Origin of the sequence: Marinomonas sp. CT5, from assembly GCF_018336975.1 — a bacterium.
Taxonomy (GTDB): domain Bacteria; phylum Pseudomonadota; class Gammaproteobacteria; order Pseudomonadales; family Marinomonadaceae; genus Marinomonas.
The window spans coordinates 737,384-755,895 of sequence record NZ_CP025572.1 but is presented as its reverse complement, the minus strand read 5'-3'; the positions used below and the strand labels follow the sequence as shown (position 1 = coordinate 755,895).

Genomic DNA, 18,512 nt, shown 5'->3' with positions numbered 1-18,512 from the left:
CCTTCTCCTTAAACTCGTAATTCTTCTATATCTACCCAGGCACCATTTTGAGGCAAACTCAGATTACATGCCTCGACCACTAATGAGCTAATCAAGCTTTCTTCAAATGTAGGACGCAATTGCTCTAAGTCAGACATAGTTATTTCACCTTTGCGCAAACGATAGCAATCATCAGCAAAGGTAGTAATACTATCTATACCATACCCTTTCCACTCCACTTTCCCCTCTTCAATACCGTAGGTTGTACAAAAGTAAGGGTTTGGCGTGCTGAAGTTATTTTCGTTAGTGTAAATTGAAATTCCTCTGTCGGTTTGATCTGACTCAAACCGTCCGTTAGTCCCAATCATCTTAATGCGCTGATTAGACATAGCAGGGGAGGTTTCTGGGTCAATCCAATTTACTAGAAGCGTCTGAATAAATGACTCGGTGGCATTAGGTAAACGCCATTCAATATTGCACTGAATGGAATCATAGGTATCAATCCCTTGCTTTTTTAACAAAGTTTTCTGACCAATTGCAGACACTCGAGTTGGAGTCGCACCTGTAACAAAACGCATAATATCTACATAGTGAACGCCAAGGTATTGAAATATATTAGTTGTCTCTACCCACCCTCTAAACACTTTAGAAGGAATAACCACTCTTTGACTGTATTCTACAACTGAGTATAAAGGAGTACCTAATCCCCCTTTTCTAAAATGATCACGAAACATTAAGTTTGCGGCATCAAATCTTTTGTGAAACTCAACACAACCATAGGTATTATGCTTTTTACATAAGGATACTAAATCTAAAGAATCCTTATATGTAGGCGTCAAAGGCTTAACAACCAATGTTGGAATTTGCTTAGATACTGATTCAGAGGCAACGTCATAATGCAAATTATCTGGTACAGCAACCACACAGCAAAATGGCTGATCAATTTCATTTAATGCCCGTTTATACGCTTCATCATCAACGACTCCATCTTCCGGCCACAAAGAAAACTGCAATTGACTACCACTCAGCGCCTTAAAACCGTTTATTTTTTCACGGATAGAATCATTATTTTTCCCTTTCGAGCCAACCAAATGAATAGTCACTTCATCTTGCTGTTTCTTAGCCCATTCATTTAACGCTGGAACAATCGTCCCAAAACCATCTGTATGACGACCAATGGTGTACATTCCTGTACCAACAACCACAATATTAATCACTTAAAGCACCCATAATTGAATTTAATAAATCAGTTCTAGTCGCACTAGTTTGCCGATCAAAGTCACAATAAATAGACTGAATTGAGCCAGAAATTCTATTATCAGAATCCCAAGTAGATATTTCCAATAGATCTTTTTCAATCGTATCTTTATTACTCCACCATACCCCTTTTAACTGCTCCTCACCACGTATAGCTACAGCAGAAAAGTGATTGTACTGAACCATTGAATTCCACAAAATAACAGGTTTATTTGCAAAGAATGCCTGCTCTAAAGTCGTTGATGAATAACTAACTAAAGCATCACTTTGCTCAAGGTAATCATTAAAATCACCAGATGCATAAACAGCCCAAGATCCAGACTTTGGTAAAGCTTTTTCAATTAATTCTGGGGTAATCCCCCACTGAGGACGTAGACGTATTGCTGCATGAACATGTGGATTGTGGCAAACAGCCTCGACGAAACCTTTTATATTCTCTAAGTATTCATCAACAGTTTCATAAATAAGGGGGCGTAATGCACTTGGAGGCTTAGGCGTTCCAGCGTGAAGGAGAATTAGCTTATTAGCATTATCGCCAAACAACTCTCTTCGCTTAGCTACATTATTCTCTCCTCTACTCCCCGACACAATTAACGGGCCTGATAAAAATGCCCCAGCCTGACAGTTACTTTCATCATAAAACTTACAAGCTGCTGGAGTCTGTAATGCAGTTAAATCAAAGGGGCCATCAAACATAGTTTTAGAATGGTCAAGCCATTCTTTATTTGCAATCGGATCAGAGTTAATTACATGGGAACCATGAGAAATAAGCACAGTAGGAACACTAAACTGCTTAGCCACATGAGCTAAACAAGCTGACATATCGAGTGAGTGCTGAGCTAGAATTAACTTAGGGCTAATACTCTTTATCACACATTCAGCAACATATATATCCCTTTGTCGGCCAGCAGCCCAATTACAAACACTATGTTCAATCCATTGCGTCACACTACGTTCAGAGATGAAATCTAAACCATAATTTTTTACAGGGAAAAAGTCATGGTTTAATCCCCCCGCCTGATCAAGGTACTTTAACTTTACCTTAGACGTATCTAGTTTTGATAAAAAAGAATAAACAGAAGGAAGAGCCAACCACTCAAGACATCCAGAACGATGAAAGCCTTTTTTAATTTTTCCCACAAATTTCTTTTTTAAACCACTTCCGGTCGTAGTGCCGATTAGAGAAATAGTTTTATCATACCCACTAAAAGAACTTATTCGACTAATGATGCCAGATAAGCCAGACCCTAAGGAAGCAACTAAAATTCCTTGTTTAAAAAAAAGCTTCCCCCATAAGAGAGATACGTTGAAGAGACAGGTCTGCAAGAAAGACATTAATCTATGGCTTTTTTTAAAGTGCTCTGTTTCCGTTACATCTTTTCCGAAATTCTCTCTAATACTTCCAGTAACAAAACCGGCATCAAAATAAATACTTTTACAATCAAATTTTTGGCACAGAACATCTGCCAACTTAAGTTCATAACTCAACTCCGACAAAGCAAATCGTAGATGAAACTTAAGCGAAGCCTCTAAGGAAAGAGGTAAGTTTGTTTCTCTCAAAAAAGACAAAACATCAATATTATTTAAAATCTTTTCTCGTAAAAAAATAACGTCAGACCAAAAGCCGGAACCAGTAAATCGCGATGTATCCAAAACCTTATGGCCCATATTTTCTAAATGAGATCTAATTAATGGAGAGTCGCTAATTACAATACAATCACTCCCCACCTTCAGTTCATCAAGATATGATAAGTCTCGAATTAAACGTATTTTCTTAGACACCTAAAACCTCGTTAGAAAACTCCACCACATCATCTCTATGCAATGAAGCCAGAGCTTTACACACTCTAAGAGCCCTAGCAGGATCTGAAGTCTGATTTAACCCGTGCTCATGATAGACAAGAGCATTTGGCTCGTAAACAATTTTCTTTCCTCGTTTACAGAGCTCTAAGGCCCATATTCGATCTTCAATACCATTGACACTATCATCAAACGGCACTTCCTCCCAAGCTTTCCTATCTATTACAGAAAATGCATTATGAAAGAAGGGATGTGCTTCATAGATAATTCTTTCTCTGCCAAATACAGTTAACAGATCTCTAACATCTAATGGACTACTATGCTCTGTAGGTATTTGCCGGCCAAAAACCCCTGCTGCATTAAAGACATCCATTGCCTCTAGGAGACGCTCAACACTATTCTCGGTAACTAAAATACAATGGGCAGACAAAACTAAGACTCTAGGTGAACTACAACATTCCATGCCTAAATTCAGCGACTCACTATAGTTAAAACGATCAGTTACATAATCAACTACGTCATACCCCTGCTGCAGTGCGAACTCACGCGAACCATCTGTACTACCGCTATCAACAAACACAACTTTGTTAGGAGGGAATACTTGAGACGATAGAGACTTAGCCACTTTCGGTAGGTCTGCCATCTCATTTTTACACCTAATCAAGACATCATAAGGTAACACGCTCTACACCTCTCTTTACAAAAGTATCTTTTAAAAAATTCACAATAATCCAATGCCATATTGACTTTGAAAATTCGGCTACATTACAGGAGTTGGGTTAAAAAGAACCAAACTATTATGCAGTCCTAGCTTATCAGTAGCTACCAGCTTTCGCCCACTAGCCACATCTAAAAGCAAATGAAATAACTCCCAGCCAGCTTCTTCTATAGTCATTTCATTAGATGCTACTCGACCAGCATCCATATCAATCAAATCTTTCCAACGACTACCCAATACAGAGTTACTTGACACTTTAATAACAGGAACGGCCTCCAAGCCATAAGGAGTACCTCGGCCTGTAGTAAATATTTGTACAGTCATACCAGAAGCCGCCTGCAAGGTACCGCAAATAAAATCACTTGCCGGAGTTGCGGCAAAATTTAAACCTTTTTGCTCTATCTTTTCACCTGGACCAATCACCCCCATAATCTGGCTAGTCCCAGATTTTGCAATAGACCCTAAAGCTTTTTCCACCACATTGCTTAACCCCCCATTCTTATTTCCAGGGGTAGGGTTTGCACTACGATCCGTATTCCCTCGGTTTAAATAGTTATCATACCAAGTCATCTCTTCTAACAAACGTTTGCCAACAGACTCATTTGCAACTCTAGGTGTTAACAAATGAATAGCATCTCGAACCTCTGTAACCTCAGAAAACATAACGGATCCACCCGCTCTAACAATTAAATCAGAAACATATCCAACAACAGGGTTTGCCGTAATACCTGAAAATGAATCACTTCCGCCACATTGTACTCCCAACACTAAGTCGGAAATTGGACATTCTTCCCTAGATCTCTGATTTAATTTCTTTAAATGATTATCTGCAGAATGCATTATATGATTCACCATATCCTCAAAACTGCTATGACACTCATCTTGTAAATTAACCAAGACTTCGTTTTTAGGGCTAGGGTTCTGACTATCCTGCATTATATCTAACACTTGAGTATCACTTACTTCCATAAGACGTGAAGGCTGCAATTGCTCACATCCCAGCCCAACCACTAAAACTTCCCCCCCAAAATTCGGGTTTTTAGAAAGGTTCTTAAGTGTTCGTATAGGAATCGCTGAGTCTGGAGAGGTTAAATCAATACCGCACCCGTAGGTATGATTAAGAGCAACCACCCCATCGACATTAGGGTATTTGGGTAGCAGTTCTGACTTGATTTTTTTCACTGCAAAGTCAATAACCCCAGAGACACATTGCACACTAGAGCTTATGCCTAAAAGATTTTTCGTTCCCACAGACCCATCTGCATTTCTATACCCATCAAACGTATAACCTTCCAATGCCTCAACATCTAGTTTAGGTCGGGTCCCTAAGGGAAGATTCTCTAGCCTGGGGGGAGCAGGCAAAGATAGCTTCCTTTCATGCACCCAACAACCTTGACCAATATGCTCAACCGCATAACCAATTACCTCGTTATAGCGAATAACCTCCTCTCCCTTCGAAATATCTACCAGAGAAACTTTATGGCCTTGAGGAACTTGCTCTTGAAAAACCAAACCTGAAGGCAAAATAGCTCCTTTAGGTATACCATTTGGATTAGCAACTATTGCCACATTATCATTATCATTTACTTTTATAAGAGAATAGGATGAATCCATAAATATTTACTCGCTGATAAATTTACACTACATTCCCACGGAATATTTAAAGTCGAGGAGGATATTACTCATATATCAGCCGCTATTAACCACTAGGAAATGTTGGGACATGAAAAAGTTATGGGCTATTTATAACAAAATATTAGTCAAACTGCGATTAAGCCCCGCATTTTTCTTCCTGAGCATTCATAGGTTGTGTCGTCCTAAAATAGGTTGACGATTTTTTGTTAAGCCAGTATGGGGTCTATACTGGCTTTTTCATGCACTTCTTCTGGTGTTCTCATATTAAGACTTAAGTGAGGTCGATACCTATTATAGATATCAATAGACTCACTAATATGCCTTTCTAATTCTTTAAAAGTTCTGCATCTTCCAATCAAAAATTCTTGCTTTAATATGCCATTCCCCCTTTCTGCTAACGCATTTTGGTAGCAGTCATAGCGGTAATCCTCCCTTTTTTAACTCAGTTCAAAAGTAGAGGTTAAGCAGCCATTAGAGGTGGCTTACCTCCGTTGGCTGTATGTGGCCTTTCATGATTGTAAAACCATAGCCACTGTGTTGCATAGTCTTGTACTTCTTCAAGTGAATCAAACAGGTGTTTACTAACCCATCCATATCTTGCCGTTCGATTGTAACGCTCAATATATGCATTTTGCTGAGGATTACCTGGCTGAATATAATCTATCCTGATGCCTTTCTTTTTCGCCCAGTGAACAAACTCATGACTAATAAACTCCGGGCCGTTGTCGCAACGAAGCGCAATAGGCTTCTTCCGCCACTCAAGCAGTTGGTCCAGCACTCGTATTACTCTCTGTGACGGTAATGAAAAGCCTGCTTCTATTGCTAATCCTTTACGCTTAAAATAGTCAATCACATTAAAAAGGCGATACTGACGACCGTCCGCTAGCTGATCATGCATGAAGTCCATTGACCAAACCTGATCTGATTTGGTCGGTTCTTTCAGAAGCTCCGGTACATTTCGTTTAAGCCGTCGTTTTGGGCAAATACGCAGGTTCAAAGCCAGCTCACAGTAAATGCGGTACACGCGTTTATGGTTCCAAAGATAACCCTTTATATTGCGCAGGTAATGGAAGCACTGGCCAAAGCCCCAATCCGTTTGCTCTACTGTGAGATCAACCAACAGCTCTGCAATCTGTGTATTTTTATCGCTGTTTTGACTCTGATAACGATAGCAGGTTTCACTGATTGAAAACGCCGAGCAAGCCAAACGAATACTCACTTTTTTATTCGCTACTGTATCCAAAGCCATGATTCTCCGCTCAGACGGCTTTACCACTTTTTTCCATAGCTTCCTGTATGATCTCTGCCTTTAACCGTTCCTCAGCATACATCTTTTTAAGACGACGATTTTCTTCTTCAAGCTTCTTCATCCGTGCCATTAAGGGTGCATCCATACCGCCATATTTGGCACGCCATTTATAAAATGACGCAGCACTCATACCATGTTCACGGCAAAGCTCGGGGACTGGCGTTCCGGCTTCGGCTTGTTTCAAAATCGCCATGATCTGGCTGTCTGTATAACGTGACTTTTTCATGCAGAACCTCCTGCGTTTAGATTACGAGAAAATTCTACTTTTGACTGCTATTAATTTTCGGGGGGATTACCTAACCAAGCAGCTAAATGTCTTCAGTTCTTAAACTCGTTAATGTCAGGAATCTCAGATAAAAGCTTTTTGGCCCCCGGTGTTCCCACACCAAGTATAGGCATCAGAAGTTGAGTGTTACTATTTATATTTTTTCCTCTGGCTCTTCGATACGTTCATTAAAACTGAGAAAATACTCATGACGATCTATTCACTCTTGCATGAACATAGGGGAAATAGGACGTTCAGACACTGGAACAAAGACTTCATTTTTTCATGGCCTTTTGAAAAGCTTAGTCCAAACTCTAAAAAAATAGCACCTAATTAGGACATCCAGGCTGTTCGCTCTTTACTATTGCCCGAACGTATTCTTTGAATCAGTGAGATCACTGAGCCGACTCTGTTTTGATACAGAGAAGTGAACCACCTAATTAAGCTATAAACACTTACCTCATACCACTATAAAATAGCCTTAAAATAAAAAAGTTAGATGTTTTGTTCGAGCACACTATAAAATTTTCATATGGCATTCACTTCTAAATGCATAGTTAATAGAAAAATACTGGTATCATACACAAAATCAGCCGATATCTAACTAATAAAGTAGAGAAAACAGTGAAATCCGGACTTGCTCTAAAAGAACATAGCGCCTCTATTGGCATCAGCCTAAGAACCATTGACATCCTTTGCTTACTTTTAAGTGGTTTACTCAGTCATTGGCTTAGATTTTCTAATTTAGAGTTAAACAGCACCTACAAAAATGTTTTGTTACTCGGAGTATTAATTGCCACAAGTCTACTCACTTTTTTTGGAGCCTACCGCGCATGGCGAGGTACCTCTTTTTCAACAGAAATGAAATGTGTAATTATGGCCACCTTTGGAACTTTTTTACTCTTGGTTATCAGTGCTTTCGCAACTCAATCTTCGGCACTCTACTCTCGTATCTGGGTTGTTACCTGGCTAATCACTTCAACCCTACTAATCTTAAGCTATCGCTTTATTCTTCGAATTTCTCTTGGAGCACTAAGATCAAAAGGCTTTAATATTCGCCGAGTAATCATTATTGGTGACGGTGAACTTGGGCAAAATGTTGCGAATAAATTGATTTCGAACCCTGAGCTTGGACTCGTCGTTCAGGGTTTCATAACGGATCAACCTCATGACCATAATAGAAGTCTTAAACAAGACCTTCCTACCCTAGGAAACCTCCAACAACTTGATAAAATAGTAAACGAAAATAATACAGATCAAGTATGGATTGCATTACCTATGAGCGAAGCAAAACGTATGGAAAGAGTTCAATCAGCTCTGGCCACAAGTGCAGTAACAATTAGAATGGTACCTGATATTTTTGGTTTTCAACTATTAAATCAGTCAATGACAGAAGTAGCCGGATTGCCTGTTATTAACCTATCTACCTCTCACATGCTAGAAGGTAAAAACCGTTTCCTAAAATCACTAGAAGATAGATTGCTATCCGCTCTAATACTAATTGGTATTAGCCCTATTTTGCTGCTTCTAGCAATAGGGGTAAAACTATCTTCACCCGGACCTATTTTTTATAGGCAAGAAAGAGTCAGCTGGAACGGGCGCGTATTTAATATGCTTAAATTTCGCTCAATGCCAATTGACAGTGAAAAAGATGGAGTTAAATGGGGCGGAGCGAACAGCAAACCAATTACCAAATTCGGCTCGTTTATTCGTAAAACCAGCCTTGATGAACTACCTCAGTTCATCAACGTACTCAAAGGTGACATGTCTATAGTGGGTCCAAGACCAGAAAGAACATTCTTTGTCGAACAATTTAAACATGAAATTCCGGGCTATATGCAAAAACACATGGTAAAGGCAGGTATTACTGGTTGGGCACAAATCAACGGCTGGCGAGGTGATACAGATTTACAAAAACGTATCGAATGCGACCTATATTACATAGAACATTGGTCAATTTGGCTGGATATGAAGATTATTTTCCTGACATTTTGGAAAGGCTTTGTTCATAAAAATGCCGCATAAGAAGCGGCATCTCTCCTTAAACTCTATTCCAGTAACTTTTATACATTGATAATTTCCTAGATAGCTTCACACCAAGCATTTGATGCTTTTTGCCAAGCTTATAGCCGATAAATTTAGCCATCGATGTAAAAATAGATAAAATAAGCCAGTGATGTTTTTTAACTTTACACACATACCTCAACTGTTCTACGGCAAATTTCACACCTTCTCCCTCAACGGAACCTAACTCATCAATCATCCAAGATTGGGTGGAATGAAAAACACCAATATCAAAATAGCGCTTAAATTCCTGAATAACTGAATAATTATGCGAGTGTCTAACTTTCGCCTCAGCAACATAAGCTACTTTTTTATTTGCAACTAATGCTTTTGCGGCAACATAAGCGTCTTCACCTAAAATTAAATGCCTTGGAAAACCACCAATCGAACGCAAAAAATCTACTCTATACGCTGCAAACGAATTAGATAAAAATGCTTTCCGGAAACCTGTAGGAAAATCATCTGTTAAACTCGTCACATAGCTATCTGGTTTATAACTATTATACCGAGCATGTTGCGCAAGTGGATTGGCATCCACATGAGGTAATTGACATCCGTATGCACAAACAATTTCCGGATCCTTGTCGAAAACAGAAACTAAAAAAGCAATCGCATCCTTTCCCTCTAACAAAACATCCTGCGTCAGAAAAACGACAAATTCTGTATTCACGTCTTCTAGTGAGTATGAACGAGTTCCTCCATGATCAAAATCTTTTTGATCTATCTGCTCCACTTCGAAACCAAATCCCTGAGCAATCTCACGAGTATCATCTTCAGAAGAAGAATCTATAACTTTGACTCTAAGAGAAGGTATTTGTTCTGCAAGAAGACAAGCAGATTGTTTCCAAAGATTCCCGCCGTTATAGCTAGGCACAATGACAGTTACGTTCATGTTTTTGGTCCAAGTTGCCCAATAAGGCCATGCCACAAAGCTTTGACATTAACTTTTAAATGCTGCCACTTATTTGTTGGAGCAAGGATAGGATACATAACACTTGTTGCAAGTGTCAGAATTAAATAATGAAGGCGTGCACCCAACGGAAGATTCTTGCTATAGAGGCATAAATACAAGCCATTACGAATAATGAAATAGTGTCTAAAAGGACTACGAATAGATATTTGTTTGCTTGCAACCTTGACCATCACATCACCTAAATTATGTTCAATGATGACATCCCCTGTGCCAAAAACTTGCAAGCCTTTTGAATTTGCCCGCCAGCACCATTCAAGGTCAACCCAATCAATAAATAAGTCTTCACGCTTAGGGCCAACTAATTCAAATGCACTTTTTGAAAAAATCATGCCGGATGCAATCAAATGAGCAACCGAATTGAGCCCCTTCTCTGGCTGGAAACGCTTACCCCAATATTCAAAACGAACAAATGCTTCTACACGATTACGATTAAGCTCAATAAAGCTTGGCCCTACCGCACCAAAAGGTGTATTTGTAGCTTCTAGGGACTCTATAACATCCATCATTTTAGCAGCGTAATCAGAAGGATAAATAGTATCCTGATCACTTAACCAAATATATTCAGCACCAGAGGAGAAAGCTTGTTGAATGCCGATATTTTGAGCTTTAGCTATACCGACATTATCTGCAAGATCTATTAAGAAAACAGATGAAGGTAAAATGCTAGATAACTCATCAATATTTTCAGACCCATTATCAACCAAATAAATGAATACTTGATTCTTTATTATTCTATCAATTACTTTTTTAAAATATTCTGATTCTGGATTGAAAGTAACTATAACACAAGCAAGTTGACTCATTAAAATTGGCCCCAGTTTTCAGGCCAGATAATCAGGCCAGCACGTAAAACATAATAATAAAAATAGCCAATTAGAAACCCTGCTGTTATCAAATTAGCAATCCAAGGTTTATACACCAACTCCAAACAATAACGATAATATAAAGGAAAAACAAAGACTAAACCAAATCTAAAGATTTCACTTACACGATTTTGAAGCCCCCCAGCTCCGACCAAAAGCCCCAACACAAAGATAGAAAAGAATATACAATTAAAGCAAATAACTTCGAATAAATTCAACTCTTTCCTAAAGCGTAAAAAAACTACAATAGACAAAAAGTATAAAAAAATAAACTGAGACGAATAGGGTGCCGATGTTTCATAATATTGAGAAGCATATGACTTTAGTTTAGAAAAAACTACTCCACCGCCCTCCACATCTGAAAGAAAATTATTTAGCACTGTTATAAAATCCCCTCCTAGCCACCACATAAAAATTAATAAAGGCCAAGAAAAAACCAATAAATATGTTATTTTCTTATTACTAAAGAAAAAAACAATTAAAAATAAAGCAAGAGAATAATGAAAAAACAAAGCAGCACAAACAATTATATAAAAGGCTAATATCCAACGACCCTTACTAAGTAAAAAAGCGCCCCAAAAAGCTATTGCAATTGCTAAAGAAACACGAATACCAGTCCCGTCTTGCAGAACAAAAAAATAAGATAAATATATCAATAACGACAAATAAAAATGCCTGCTCCCTTTTTCAATCAAAGCTAACTTCAAACAAACGGAGATAGCTGCAATCAAACCAAACCATACTATACTTGGCCAGCCATTAAGCAATTTCGCTAATATCAGAAAAAACGCTTCATAACCTCTTACTTCAAACCATAGATTATTCCAAGGAGTTGAACTATAACTTGAAAAAATACTCTGATATACCCTCGCATCAAGAGACAGGTAGGCAGATATAATCGTAGCTACAGGCGCAAGGATAAAAAAGCAAACAACACGTCGATCTAATATCCATTTTTTGACATCTATTATATCATTCAACACGATCGCTACCATCTCACTACAAATTCTTTTTAAAAAATACATCTTTTGCTAAAAAAGCAAATGTACTAGCCAGCAGCAACTCGGTTAACAGCAGAGCTAAGGTGGCTCCATAGGCCTGATAGACGAAACTAAGTATTAAACATAATACTAAGCTCACGAAAGCAATTACCAAAAGAGTCCAAAAAAATACTCTATCCCGTCCAAGATTAAGCAGCACTTGAGTACCAAAAATATTATTTAGAAATATAAACAAAGGAACCGGAAGCATAATCCGAAGCAATGCAGCAATATCATGTCCTTCGGAGCCGAACAAAAACATACAAATCCATTCTGCTAAAAAAAATACCAAAGTTAGCAATACGACATAACTACATACACCATAAAAAGCAATACGTCGCAAACGATATAGCGCCTTAGCTGGTGAAGCTTTCATAGTTTGACTGATTTGAGGATAAAGAGCTTGCGTAATAGGTGTTTGTAACAAAGCAAGCGCACGCATAATTTTTTCTGCGCTAACATAATAGCCAACAGAAACAGGGCCAGCGAAAACACCTAAGATAACAACATTAGTATTACTAAATAGAGTAATTTTCAATTGAGATAAAAATATATACCAGGAAGTACCTAACTGAGTAACAACACGAGAGAAAAGAGGTGCAACCCAACACAGTTTAAAAAAACTAACCACTAAATATAAGCCAACAAACACCACCAATAAGTTAGCAATTAATCCTAAAAAAGGAACAAGAAGATAATCTTGCTTTGAATCAACCAACAAAAAAATAAAAACAGTATAAAATAACTTACTTGTAACCGTCACAATAGATACTAAACGTATCTGCTCCATCCCTTGAAATAACCAAATAGGAAAAAGTCCATTAGCGATCACAGAAAAAAGAGTTAACCAGTACAAAGCCGAGTAACAACCTAACCAAGAAGTAAAAACATGTACAATCGCTAACGCAGATATGCACAAAATAGACAAGCATATTTTAATAAACTGGACCGTAGAAAACAGTTGGCTTAGAGCTACTTTATTTTTTCGAATACGAGCTACATCACGAGTGGCTGTTAGATTAAACCCATAATCAATTAAAACATTAACATAATGCATAACCGCTGTAGATAATGCTAATATTCCAAATAACTCAACGCCTAAAATTCGTATAAGATAAGGAAACGTCAATAATGGAAGCAATAAATTTGCGGCCTGAATTAACGCTAGAAAAAAAGCATTAGTAAGAAAAACTCCATTCTCAGATTTTTTAGCTGACATTTTCCCCTACAAATAATTAATTCAACATACTAAAAAATATAAACCTATATTCACTCAGGCTAATAAATCCGATAAAACCATCACATAAAAAGACAAATAAAACCAATACTCTTTAAAAAGCTTGCTAATATTTCATGAATCTTATAGTAAAAAACCGTTTAAAAATTCTAAAGACCTATTAAACCTGAACCGACTATAATAAACTCTTCACGTTTTTTAGCCATTCCTCATTTAAATATAAAACTTAAAACATTTACGATAAAAACGGATTATTATCGATACCATCTTTTCAACACCAAACACAACAACCCAATACCAAGTACGATGACAATGCATTTGTACACTTAATTTCTCTCTTGATTTTACCATAGCACGTTTAACTTGATGACAATCACCAAAATCAACCTTTTAACGGTATACCGTCGTGCTATAGACGTGTTCCTTAGGGCCTTCTTTAATCTGTTTAACATTTTGTGCATTATTTTTATCCTTTATCAAAACAGCATCCGAAGTTTCGACAACAAAAAAATACTTACACCTACCACGGTAACTAAACGCGATTCAGAACAAATTAGACGGTTAATAGAGCCTTCTGCTATCATATGGTCAACTAAGTTCAGAATAGCCAAAGCCAAACAAGATCTCTGAGGCTTCCCTTTCTCCGGCCACATGAATAAAAAGCCACTTCCTTAGTAGGCTCAGTAACTACAAAATTAATAGACTCTATCAATATATAAAGTCCAAGTTTTCTATAAGCCACCGATAGACAAGATTTATAGTCTGAAAATATCAATTCATCTCATCTAAGAAAGTCTTACCATGAAACAAACACTGTCCCATAAGTAAGAGCTCAACGAAATCCAAATAAACCAAAACTTCAAGCTCAACGACGAAGAAATTCTCATCAGAATAAATACAACCCTAACCCGTTTATGGACGAGTTGGGTTATATGCAAAACATTTCCTTAACCAACTCAGTGGCTTGCGATATCAACCAGGGCTTGGTTTCACAAGACATTTAAGATTACTGGCATCGTATTACGTCTTTTTAGACCCTAGTACACAATAGTTGCAATCAAAAACCCCATGAGCAACATATTTAAGTTAGTATTTATATCAACAAATCAATCATCAATTTCATTACAATTGGCTAACTTGTAATGAAATGACATTAGAACCTTCAATTTTCCGATCTAATATTTGCCTAGAATTCCATACCAAATCACCAATACCATCAGTAGGTTTAAAATCAGTTGGCGCACTAATCAAAACTTCAAGCACTTTTTCAAGGTCAAAGTTGTAACAAGCCCGATCCAGTTCATCTATTGTTTGAACGAAATCAGATAAAGATAAAAACCGCTCATTTGCCGTCATAATGCATTTATGCTGAGTTTTTTGCACATTGTCACCAATCAACAGCTCTTCAAACAATTTTTCTCCAGGCCGCAATCCCGTAAACTGGATTTCAATGTCCCCATTCGGGTTAGCAGCTGACTTCACTTCCAAACCAGACAAACGAATCAAGTTTTCTGCAAGATCAACAATTTTGACAGGTTCCCCCATATCTAATACAAACACATCCCCACCTTTCCCCATGGCACCCGCTTGAATCACCAGCTGAGCGGCTTCCGGAATGGTCATAAAGTAACGAATAATATCGGGGTGAGTCACGGTAATAGGCTGACTTTCCGCAATTTGCTTTTTGAACACCGGAATCACCGAACCAGACGAGCCCAGCACATTACCAAAGCGAACCATACAAAAACGAGTGAATTTTTCTTGTTTCGCGGCTTTTTTGGCCTCCTCTTCCGCCAAGGCTTGCAGTCCCAACTCCGCCATACGCTTGGTCGCACCCATCACATTTGTAGGTCGCACTGCTTTATCAGTAGAAATCAATACAAAAGATTCCACACCACTTTCAACTGCCGCTTGCGCACAATAATAGGTACCAAAGGCGTTATTACGCACGCCTTCCACCACGTTGTATTCCACCAAGGGTACATGTTTGTAGGCCGCCGCGTGATACACAGTCTGCACCCGAAACGACGTCATGAACGAGGCCAAACGGTTAATTTGCTGCACCGAACCAATCAAGGGCACGATATTGACGTTGAAGGCCAATTCAGCCAGTCGCTCATTGAGCTCTTTATCAATGTTGTACACCGCAAACTCAGAGACATCAAACAATATCAAGGTATTAGGCTGCTGGGCCAATATTTGTCGGCACAACTCAGAACCAATTGAACCACCAGCTCCAGTTACTAATACCACTTTGCCAGAAATATTCTCTTGCATCAAAGAAGCCACTGGCGTAACAACATCTCGACCTAGCAAATCATCCACGGCGACATCTTGCAGCTCGCTAACCTTCGCTTTACCAGTAACAATATCGTCAAAATCTGGCACAGTAAGAACTTCCACAGCATAGGGTAACAATTTATCAATAACTTTTTTACGCTCAGAGCGACTGGCCTTTGGAATAGCCAACAAGACCTTTCCTATACTGTATTTATCAATCAACTCATCAAGTTTATCTTCACTATAAACAGGAATCCCCTGAATAATGGTATTGACCAAAGATTTATCATGATCAACAAAACCCTTTACTCTGTAACTAGAGGCTTGACGTAACGCCAACGCAAGTTGGCGTCCAGTAGAACCAGCGCCAAATACTAATACAGACTCAGATCCCTTAGTTGGAGCATGCACTAACAATCCGCGAACTAAAAGACGCGAACCGCCACACAACATCACCAGAAAAGGAAAATAAATAATTGGTACAGTACGAGGAATAGGTGCCTGAAAAAAATACGCCAACGTCGTGATGCTAAAGGCCGATACCGCCGCGCCAAATAAGATAGCCGTAAAAGCGTGAAAAGTTAAATAGCGAAGAATTGCGCGATATAACCCTAGTCGGATATTAACCAATAGAGTAATAACAATAGCCCCTACCAATACAGAACCGACTAAATAGCTCGAAAAGCCTGTAAACTCACCTAAACGAGCCCAATAAGCAAAAACAAACGCCAGACAAACGAATGATGCATCGACAGCTAAACTAATTAATCGCTTATAGAACCGAGGAAGAGACCAAAGAAAATTAAACTTTTCTATCATTATGTAAAACCTATTAGTACAAAAATATATCTGCAGATAAGACATCCGACTAACAGACATCACTAGCTAAAGAACTATTATAAGTCAGTATTCAGGGAGATAAAAATACCAGCAATGACAAAGAAAAAGAACTTAGATATTTTAGATCTATTTTGCAAACAAAATGCACATCAAGATTAACAAAAATTTTGACTAACCCTTAACTCTATCCCCAGCCCCACTGCCTGTTACCGTCTTGATGATATAAACGAAGTAGTTTTTCAAAGACATATCTCGAATCATCTTTGCATCAGTTTCCGCCAGAAGATCAGGCGTAGACATATCAATATCCGAAGTCTGAGCAAGCCCAGTAATACCCGGCCGAACGATAAACACACCTTTTACATCACGGGCTTGGGTCAACTCTGTTTGATTAAATAAACCAGGGCGCGGGCCAACTAAACTCATTTCCCCTTTTAATACATTCCAAAGCTGCGGCAATTCATCCAGCTTAGTACGACGTAAAAAACCACCCAACTTAGTGATAGAAGACGTAGATGCCAAATGACTCGCCACCGAAGCCGTATCCACCGACATAGTACGAAACTTCACCAACACAAACGGCTTTTTGTTACGCCCTACGCGCTCTTGACGGAAAAGAGGTGAACCCGTATCAAATAAACCGATCATATAAATCACTAACAACACAGGAAAGCAAAACATCAAACCCAACAGAGAAAACACCAAGTCTAACAACCTAATCATTCCATCACTCTTCTTCCAAAAGACCTCTGAACACCATATAAAAAAACACTAGTGATTTCCAACCTATATACATTCCTTGTATGATTAAATGCCTAGCGAAAATTACCATACTACCTGTCAAACTAAGCATCCAGAGAGTCAACCCGCCCCACTAAATAACATGAAGCACCTATAAGTACAAAATCAATAATTAAGTAGTCTAAACACCATAATCATTACTCATTAAAGAAGTTTTATTTGCCACATCATTAAAACCTATACGGGTAACAATCGAGTTCTCTAAACTATATCGCAAACAAAAACTCCGCGCGCTATAAAAAACTAACTTAGATTAAGAATCTTCCCGATGTTTCTAATTAGACCCATAAACAAATGGACAGGAACATGCCAGTCTCTATCACTATCGGTTCGAATCAAACTCTACTTTAAACTTAAAGTGTATATTAGCTCTATCCAACAGGAGCCAGCACATCGCCATATGCTGTGTTTACAGAACAAATTAAACCAAAGATTATGAACACGGAGGCTATGGTTATGACCAACATGTAAATACACAACTAGTTGACTAATAGTAGTTAGTTTCTTTAACAGCTTAATAAAGCAATACAAAAAAGGAAAAACAGTTTGCCAAATTGCTAATCTGCCTCCCCCCCTGATTCGCAGTGCATATCATTCATTACAGACTAAAGGTCCTGTATTAGCTCCATAGTAAGCTACTTTTGAGGCAGGCTCTTCTGTGTAATTTTTTGCCTTACTTCAATAGTACATGGTGAAATTAATCACTGTTAAATGATAAGACATTCGGAAAGTTCATTTCCTAATACTATACTATTTTGTTCATATCATTCGTCGCTCTTTACCCCCCACTATGATGCATAAAACTCGAACCTATTAAGATCAGAGAAATTCACCGTAATCCAAGATATCCCATTTTAGAGGACGTCTAAGCCAACACAGGGACAAGTAAAGCATCATACTATACTAAAATAATCTGTGGCTTTCACTATAGCACAAGCAATATCTTCGCAAGTGGATCGTAAGTTAAGGAACATGCGAACAAGTCAGCTATATGAGATAATCGAGCCGACTTAAGACAACTACGACTCCAGCCGATCATGAATCAACTATCCTTCCGATACCGAATTTACCAGCAAACGCCGCAAAACTCGTAAAGAACTCCTCCTTGGTCGAATGGATGAGTTGATTCCTTGGCAGCAGCTTGAAAACCAAATTGTAGTGGTCTAATAAAACCGGACACCATTTTAGGTGGTAACATTGCCACATTAAGAGAGGTGTTTAATGACAAAACGTCGTGTATTTTCAGCAGAGTTTAAGCATGAAGCCGCCAGCTTAGTACTCGATCAAAGCTACAGTTTTACTGAGGCCTGCCAGTCCCTTGGCATTGGTGAGACGGCTCTACGACGCTGGGTTGGTCAGCTTAAAGATGAACGAGGTGGTGCCACACCAAAAGCGAAAGCTCTGACACCAGAGCAGCAGCGCATACAAGAGCTTGAAGCCAAAATTAGTCG

At 38.5% G+C, this 18,512-nt stretch carries 14 protein-coding genes and 1 pseudogene; 2 read left to right on the top strand and 13 right to left on the bottom strand.

Features of this window, described 5'->3' with window-relative positions:
* Window positions 1–8: 8 nt before the first annotated feature.
* The 6 genes and pseudogenes from C0J08_RS03625 to C0J08_RS03600 all read right to left on the bottom strand — a co-directional run bounded on the left by C0J08_RS03625 (window position 9) and on the right by C0J08_RS03600 (window position 6,924).
* The gene (locus C0J08_RS03625; protein WP_212654759.1) at window positions 9–1,196 is read right to left on the bottom strand and encodes a Gfo/Idh/MocA family protein; all 1,188 of its coding nucleotides are present in this window, start codon (window positions 1,194–1,196) and stop codon (window positions 9–11) included.
* Window positions 1,189–3,018: a hypothetical protein gene (locus C0J08_RS03620; RefSeq protein WP_212654758.1), complete on the bottom strand. Its 1,830-nt coding sequence runs from the start codon at window positions 3,016–3,018 to the stop codon at window positions 1,189–1,191. Before C0J08_RS03620 ends, C0J08_RS03625 begins: the two co-directional genes overlap by 8 nt.
* Entirely contained in the window at window positions 3,011–3,718 is a 708-nt protein-coding gene (locus C0J08_RS03615) for a glycosyltransferase family 2 protein (protein WP_212654757.1), read from the bottom strand. The genes C0J08_RS03620 and C0J08_RS03615 overlap by 8 nt, the downstream gene beginning before the upstream one ends.
* A 78-nt stretch (window positions 3,719–3,796) precedes the next feature.
* Window positions 3,797–5,368, bottom strand: a complete 1,572-nt coding sequence (garD, locus tag C0J08_RS03610) for a galactarate dehydratase (protein ID WP_212654756.1) — start codon at window positions 5,366–5,368, stop codon at window positions 3,797–3,799.
* A gap of 227 nt (window positions 5,369–5,595) precedes the next feature.
* Window positions 5,596–5,808: pseudogene (locus tag C0J08_RS03605) on the bottom strand (integrase core domain-containing protein); the annotation flags it as partial.
* A gap of 41 nt (window positions 5,809–5,849) precedes the next feature.
* A protein-coding gene (locus C0J08_RS03600) for an IS3 family transposase (RefSeq protein ID WP_212654755.1) occupies window positions 5,850–6,924 on the bottom strand; the annotation gives its coding sequence in 2 pieces (ribosomal slippage) (window positions 5,850–6,672 and window positions 6,671–6,924; 1,077 coding nt in all).
* 663 nt (window positions 6,925–7,587) lie between these two features.
* Here C0J08_RS03600 and C0J08_RS03595 point away from each other — a divergent pair.
* A complete protein-coding gene (locus C0J08_RS03595; RefSeq protein WP_212654754.1) occupies window positions 7,588–8,988 on the top strand; it encodes an undecaprenyl-phosphate glucose phosphotransferase in 1,401 nt (466 codons plus the stop codon).
* A gap of 16 nt (window positions 8,989–9,004) precedes the next feature.
* Here C0J08_RS03595 and C0J08_RS03590 read toward each other — a convergent pair whose 3' ends face one another.
* From C0J08_RS03590 to C0J08_RS03560, 7 genes are all read right to left on the bottom strand, one after another.
* Entirely contained in the window at window positions 9,005–9,919 is a 915-nt protein-coding gene (locus C0J08_RS03590; RefSeq protein WP_212654753.1) for a glycosyltransferase family 2 protein, read from the bottom strand.
* Complete coding sequence (locus C0J08_RS03585; protein WP_212654752.1) at window positions 9,916–10,803, bottom strand: glycosyltransferase family 2 protein; 888 nt, start codon at window positions 10,801–10,803, stop codon at window positions 9,916–9,918. Before C0J08_RS03585 ends, C0J08_RS03590 begins: the two co-directional genes overlap by 4 nt.
* Entirely contained in the window at window positions 10,803–11,846 is a 1,044-nt protein-coding gene (locus C0J08_RS03580) for an EpsG family protein (RefSeq protein WP_212654751.1), read from the bottom strand. The genes C0J08_RS03585 and C0J08_RS03580 overlap by 1 nt, the downstream gene beginning before the upstream one ends.
* A gap of 16 nt (window positions 11,847–11,862) precedes the next feature.
* Entirely contained in the window at window positions 11,863–13,122 is a 1,260-nt protein-coding gene (locus C0J08_RS03575) for a flippase (protein ID WP_212654750.1), read from the bottom strand.
* A gap of 231 nt (window positions 13,123–13,353) precedes the next feature.
* Window positions 13,354–13,491, bottom strand: a complete 138-nt coding sequence (locus tag C0J08_RS22860; protein ID WP_212654749.1) for a hypothetical protein — start codon at window positions 13,489–13,491, stop codon at window positions 13,354–13,356.
* Window positions 13,492–14,262: 771 nt separating this feature from the next.
* Window positions 14,263–16,239, bottom strand: a complete 1,977-nt coding sequence (locus C0J08_RS03565) for a polysaccharide biosynthesis protein (protein ID WP_249344491.1) — start codon at window positions 16,237–16,239, stop codon at window positions 14,263–14,265.
* Between the two features lie 192 nt (window positions 16,240–16,431).
* Complete coding sequence (locus C0J08_RS03560; protein WP_212654748.1) at window positions 16,432–16,983, bottom strand: sugar transferase; 552 nt, start codon at window positions 16,981–16,983, stop codon at window positions 16,432–16,434.
* Window positions 16,984–18,282: 1,299 nt separating this feature from the next.
* On the opposite strand from C0J08_RS03560, the gene C0J08_RS03555 reads away from it, so the two are divergent.
* Window positions 18,283–18,512 (top strand): transposase (locus tag C0J08_RS03555; protein WP_212656234.1); only part of this gene is annotated, 230 nt, incomplete at its 3' end.

What these genes read in the sequence shown, in the direction of transcription:
- garD (WP_212654756.1), bottom strand. Translation starts at nt 5,368, where the DNA reads ATGGATTCATCCTATTCTCTTATAAAAGTAAATGATAATGATAATGTG.
- C0J08_RS03590 (WP_212654753.1), bottom strand. Translation starts at nt 9,919, where the DNA reads ATGAACGTAACTGTCATTGTGCCTAGCTATAACGGCGGGAATCTTTGG.
- C0J08_RS03585 (WP_212654752.1), bottom strand. Translation starts at nt 10,803, where the DNA reads ATGAGTCAACTTGCTTGTGTTATAGTTACTTTCAATCCAGAATCAGAA.
- C0J08_RS03575 (WP_212654750.1), bottom strand. Translation starts at nt 13,122, where the DNA reads ATGTCAGCTAAAAAATCTGAGAATGGAGTTTTTCTTACTAATGCTTTT.
- C0J08_RS22860 (WP_212654749.1), bottom strand. Translation starts at nt 13,491, where the DNA reads ATGGTAAAATCAAGAGAGAAATTAAGTGTACAAATGCATTGTCATCGT.
- C0J08_RS03565 (WP_249344491.1), bottom strand. Translation starts at nt 16,239, where the DNA reads ATGATAGAAAAGTTTAATTTTCTTTGGTCTCTTCCTCGGTTCTATAAG.
- C0J08_RS03560 (WP_212654748.1), bottom strand. Translation starts at nt 16,983, where the DNA reads ATGATTAGGTTGTTAGACTTGGTGTTTTCTCTGTTGGGTTTGATGTTT.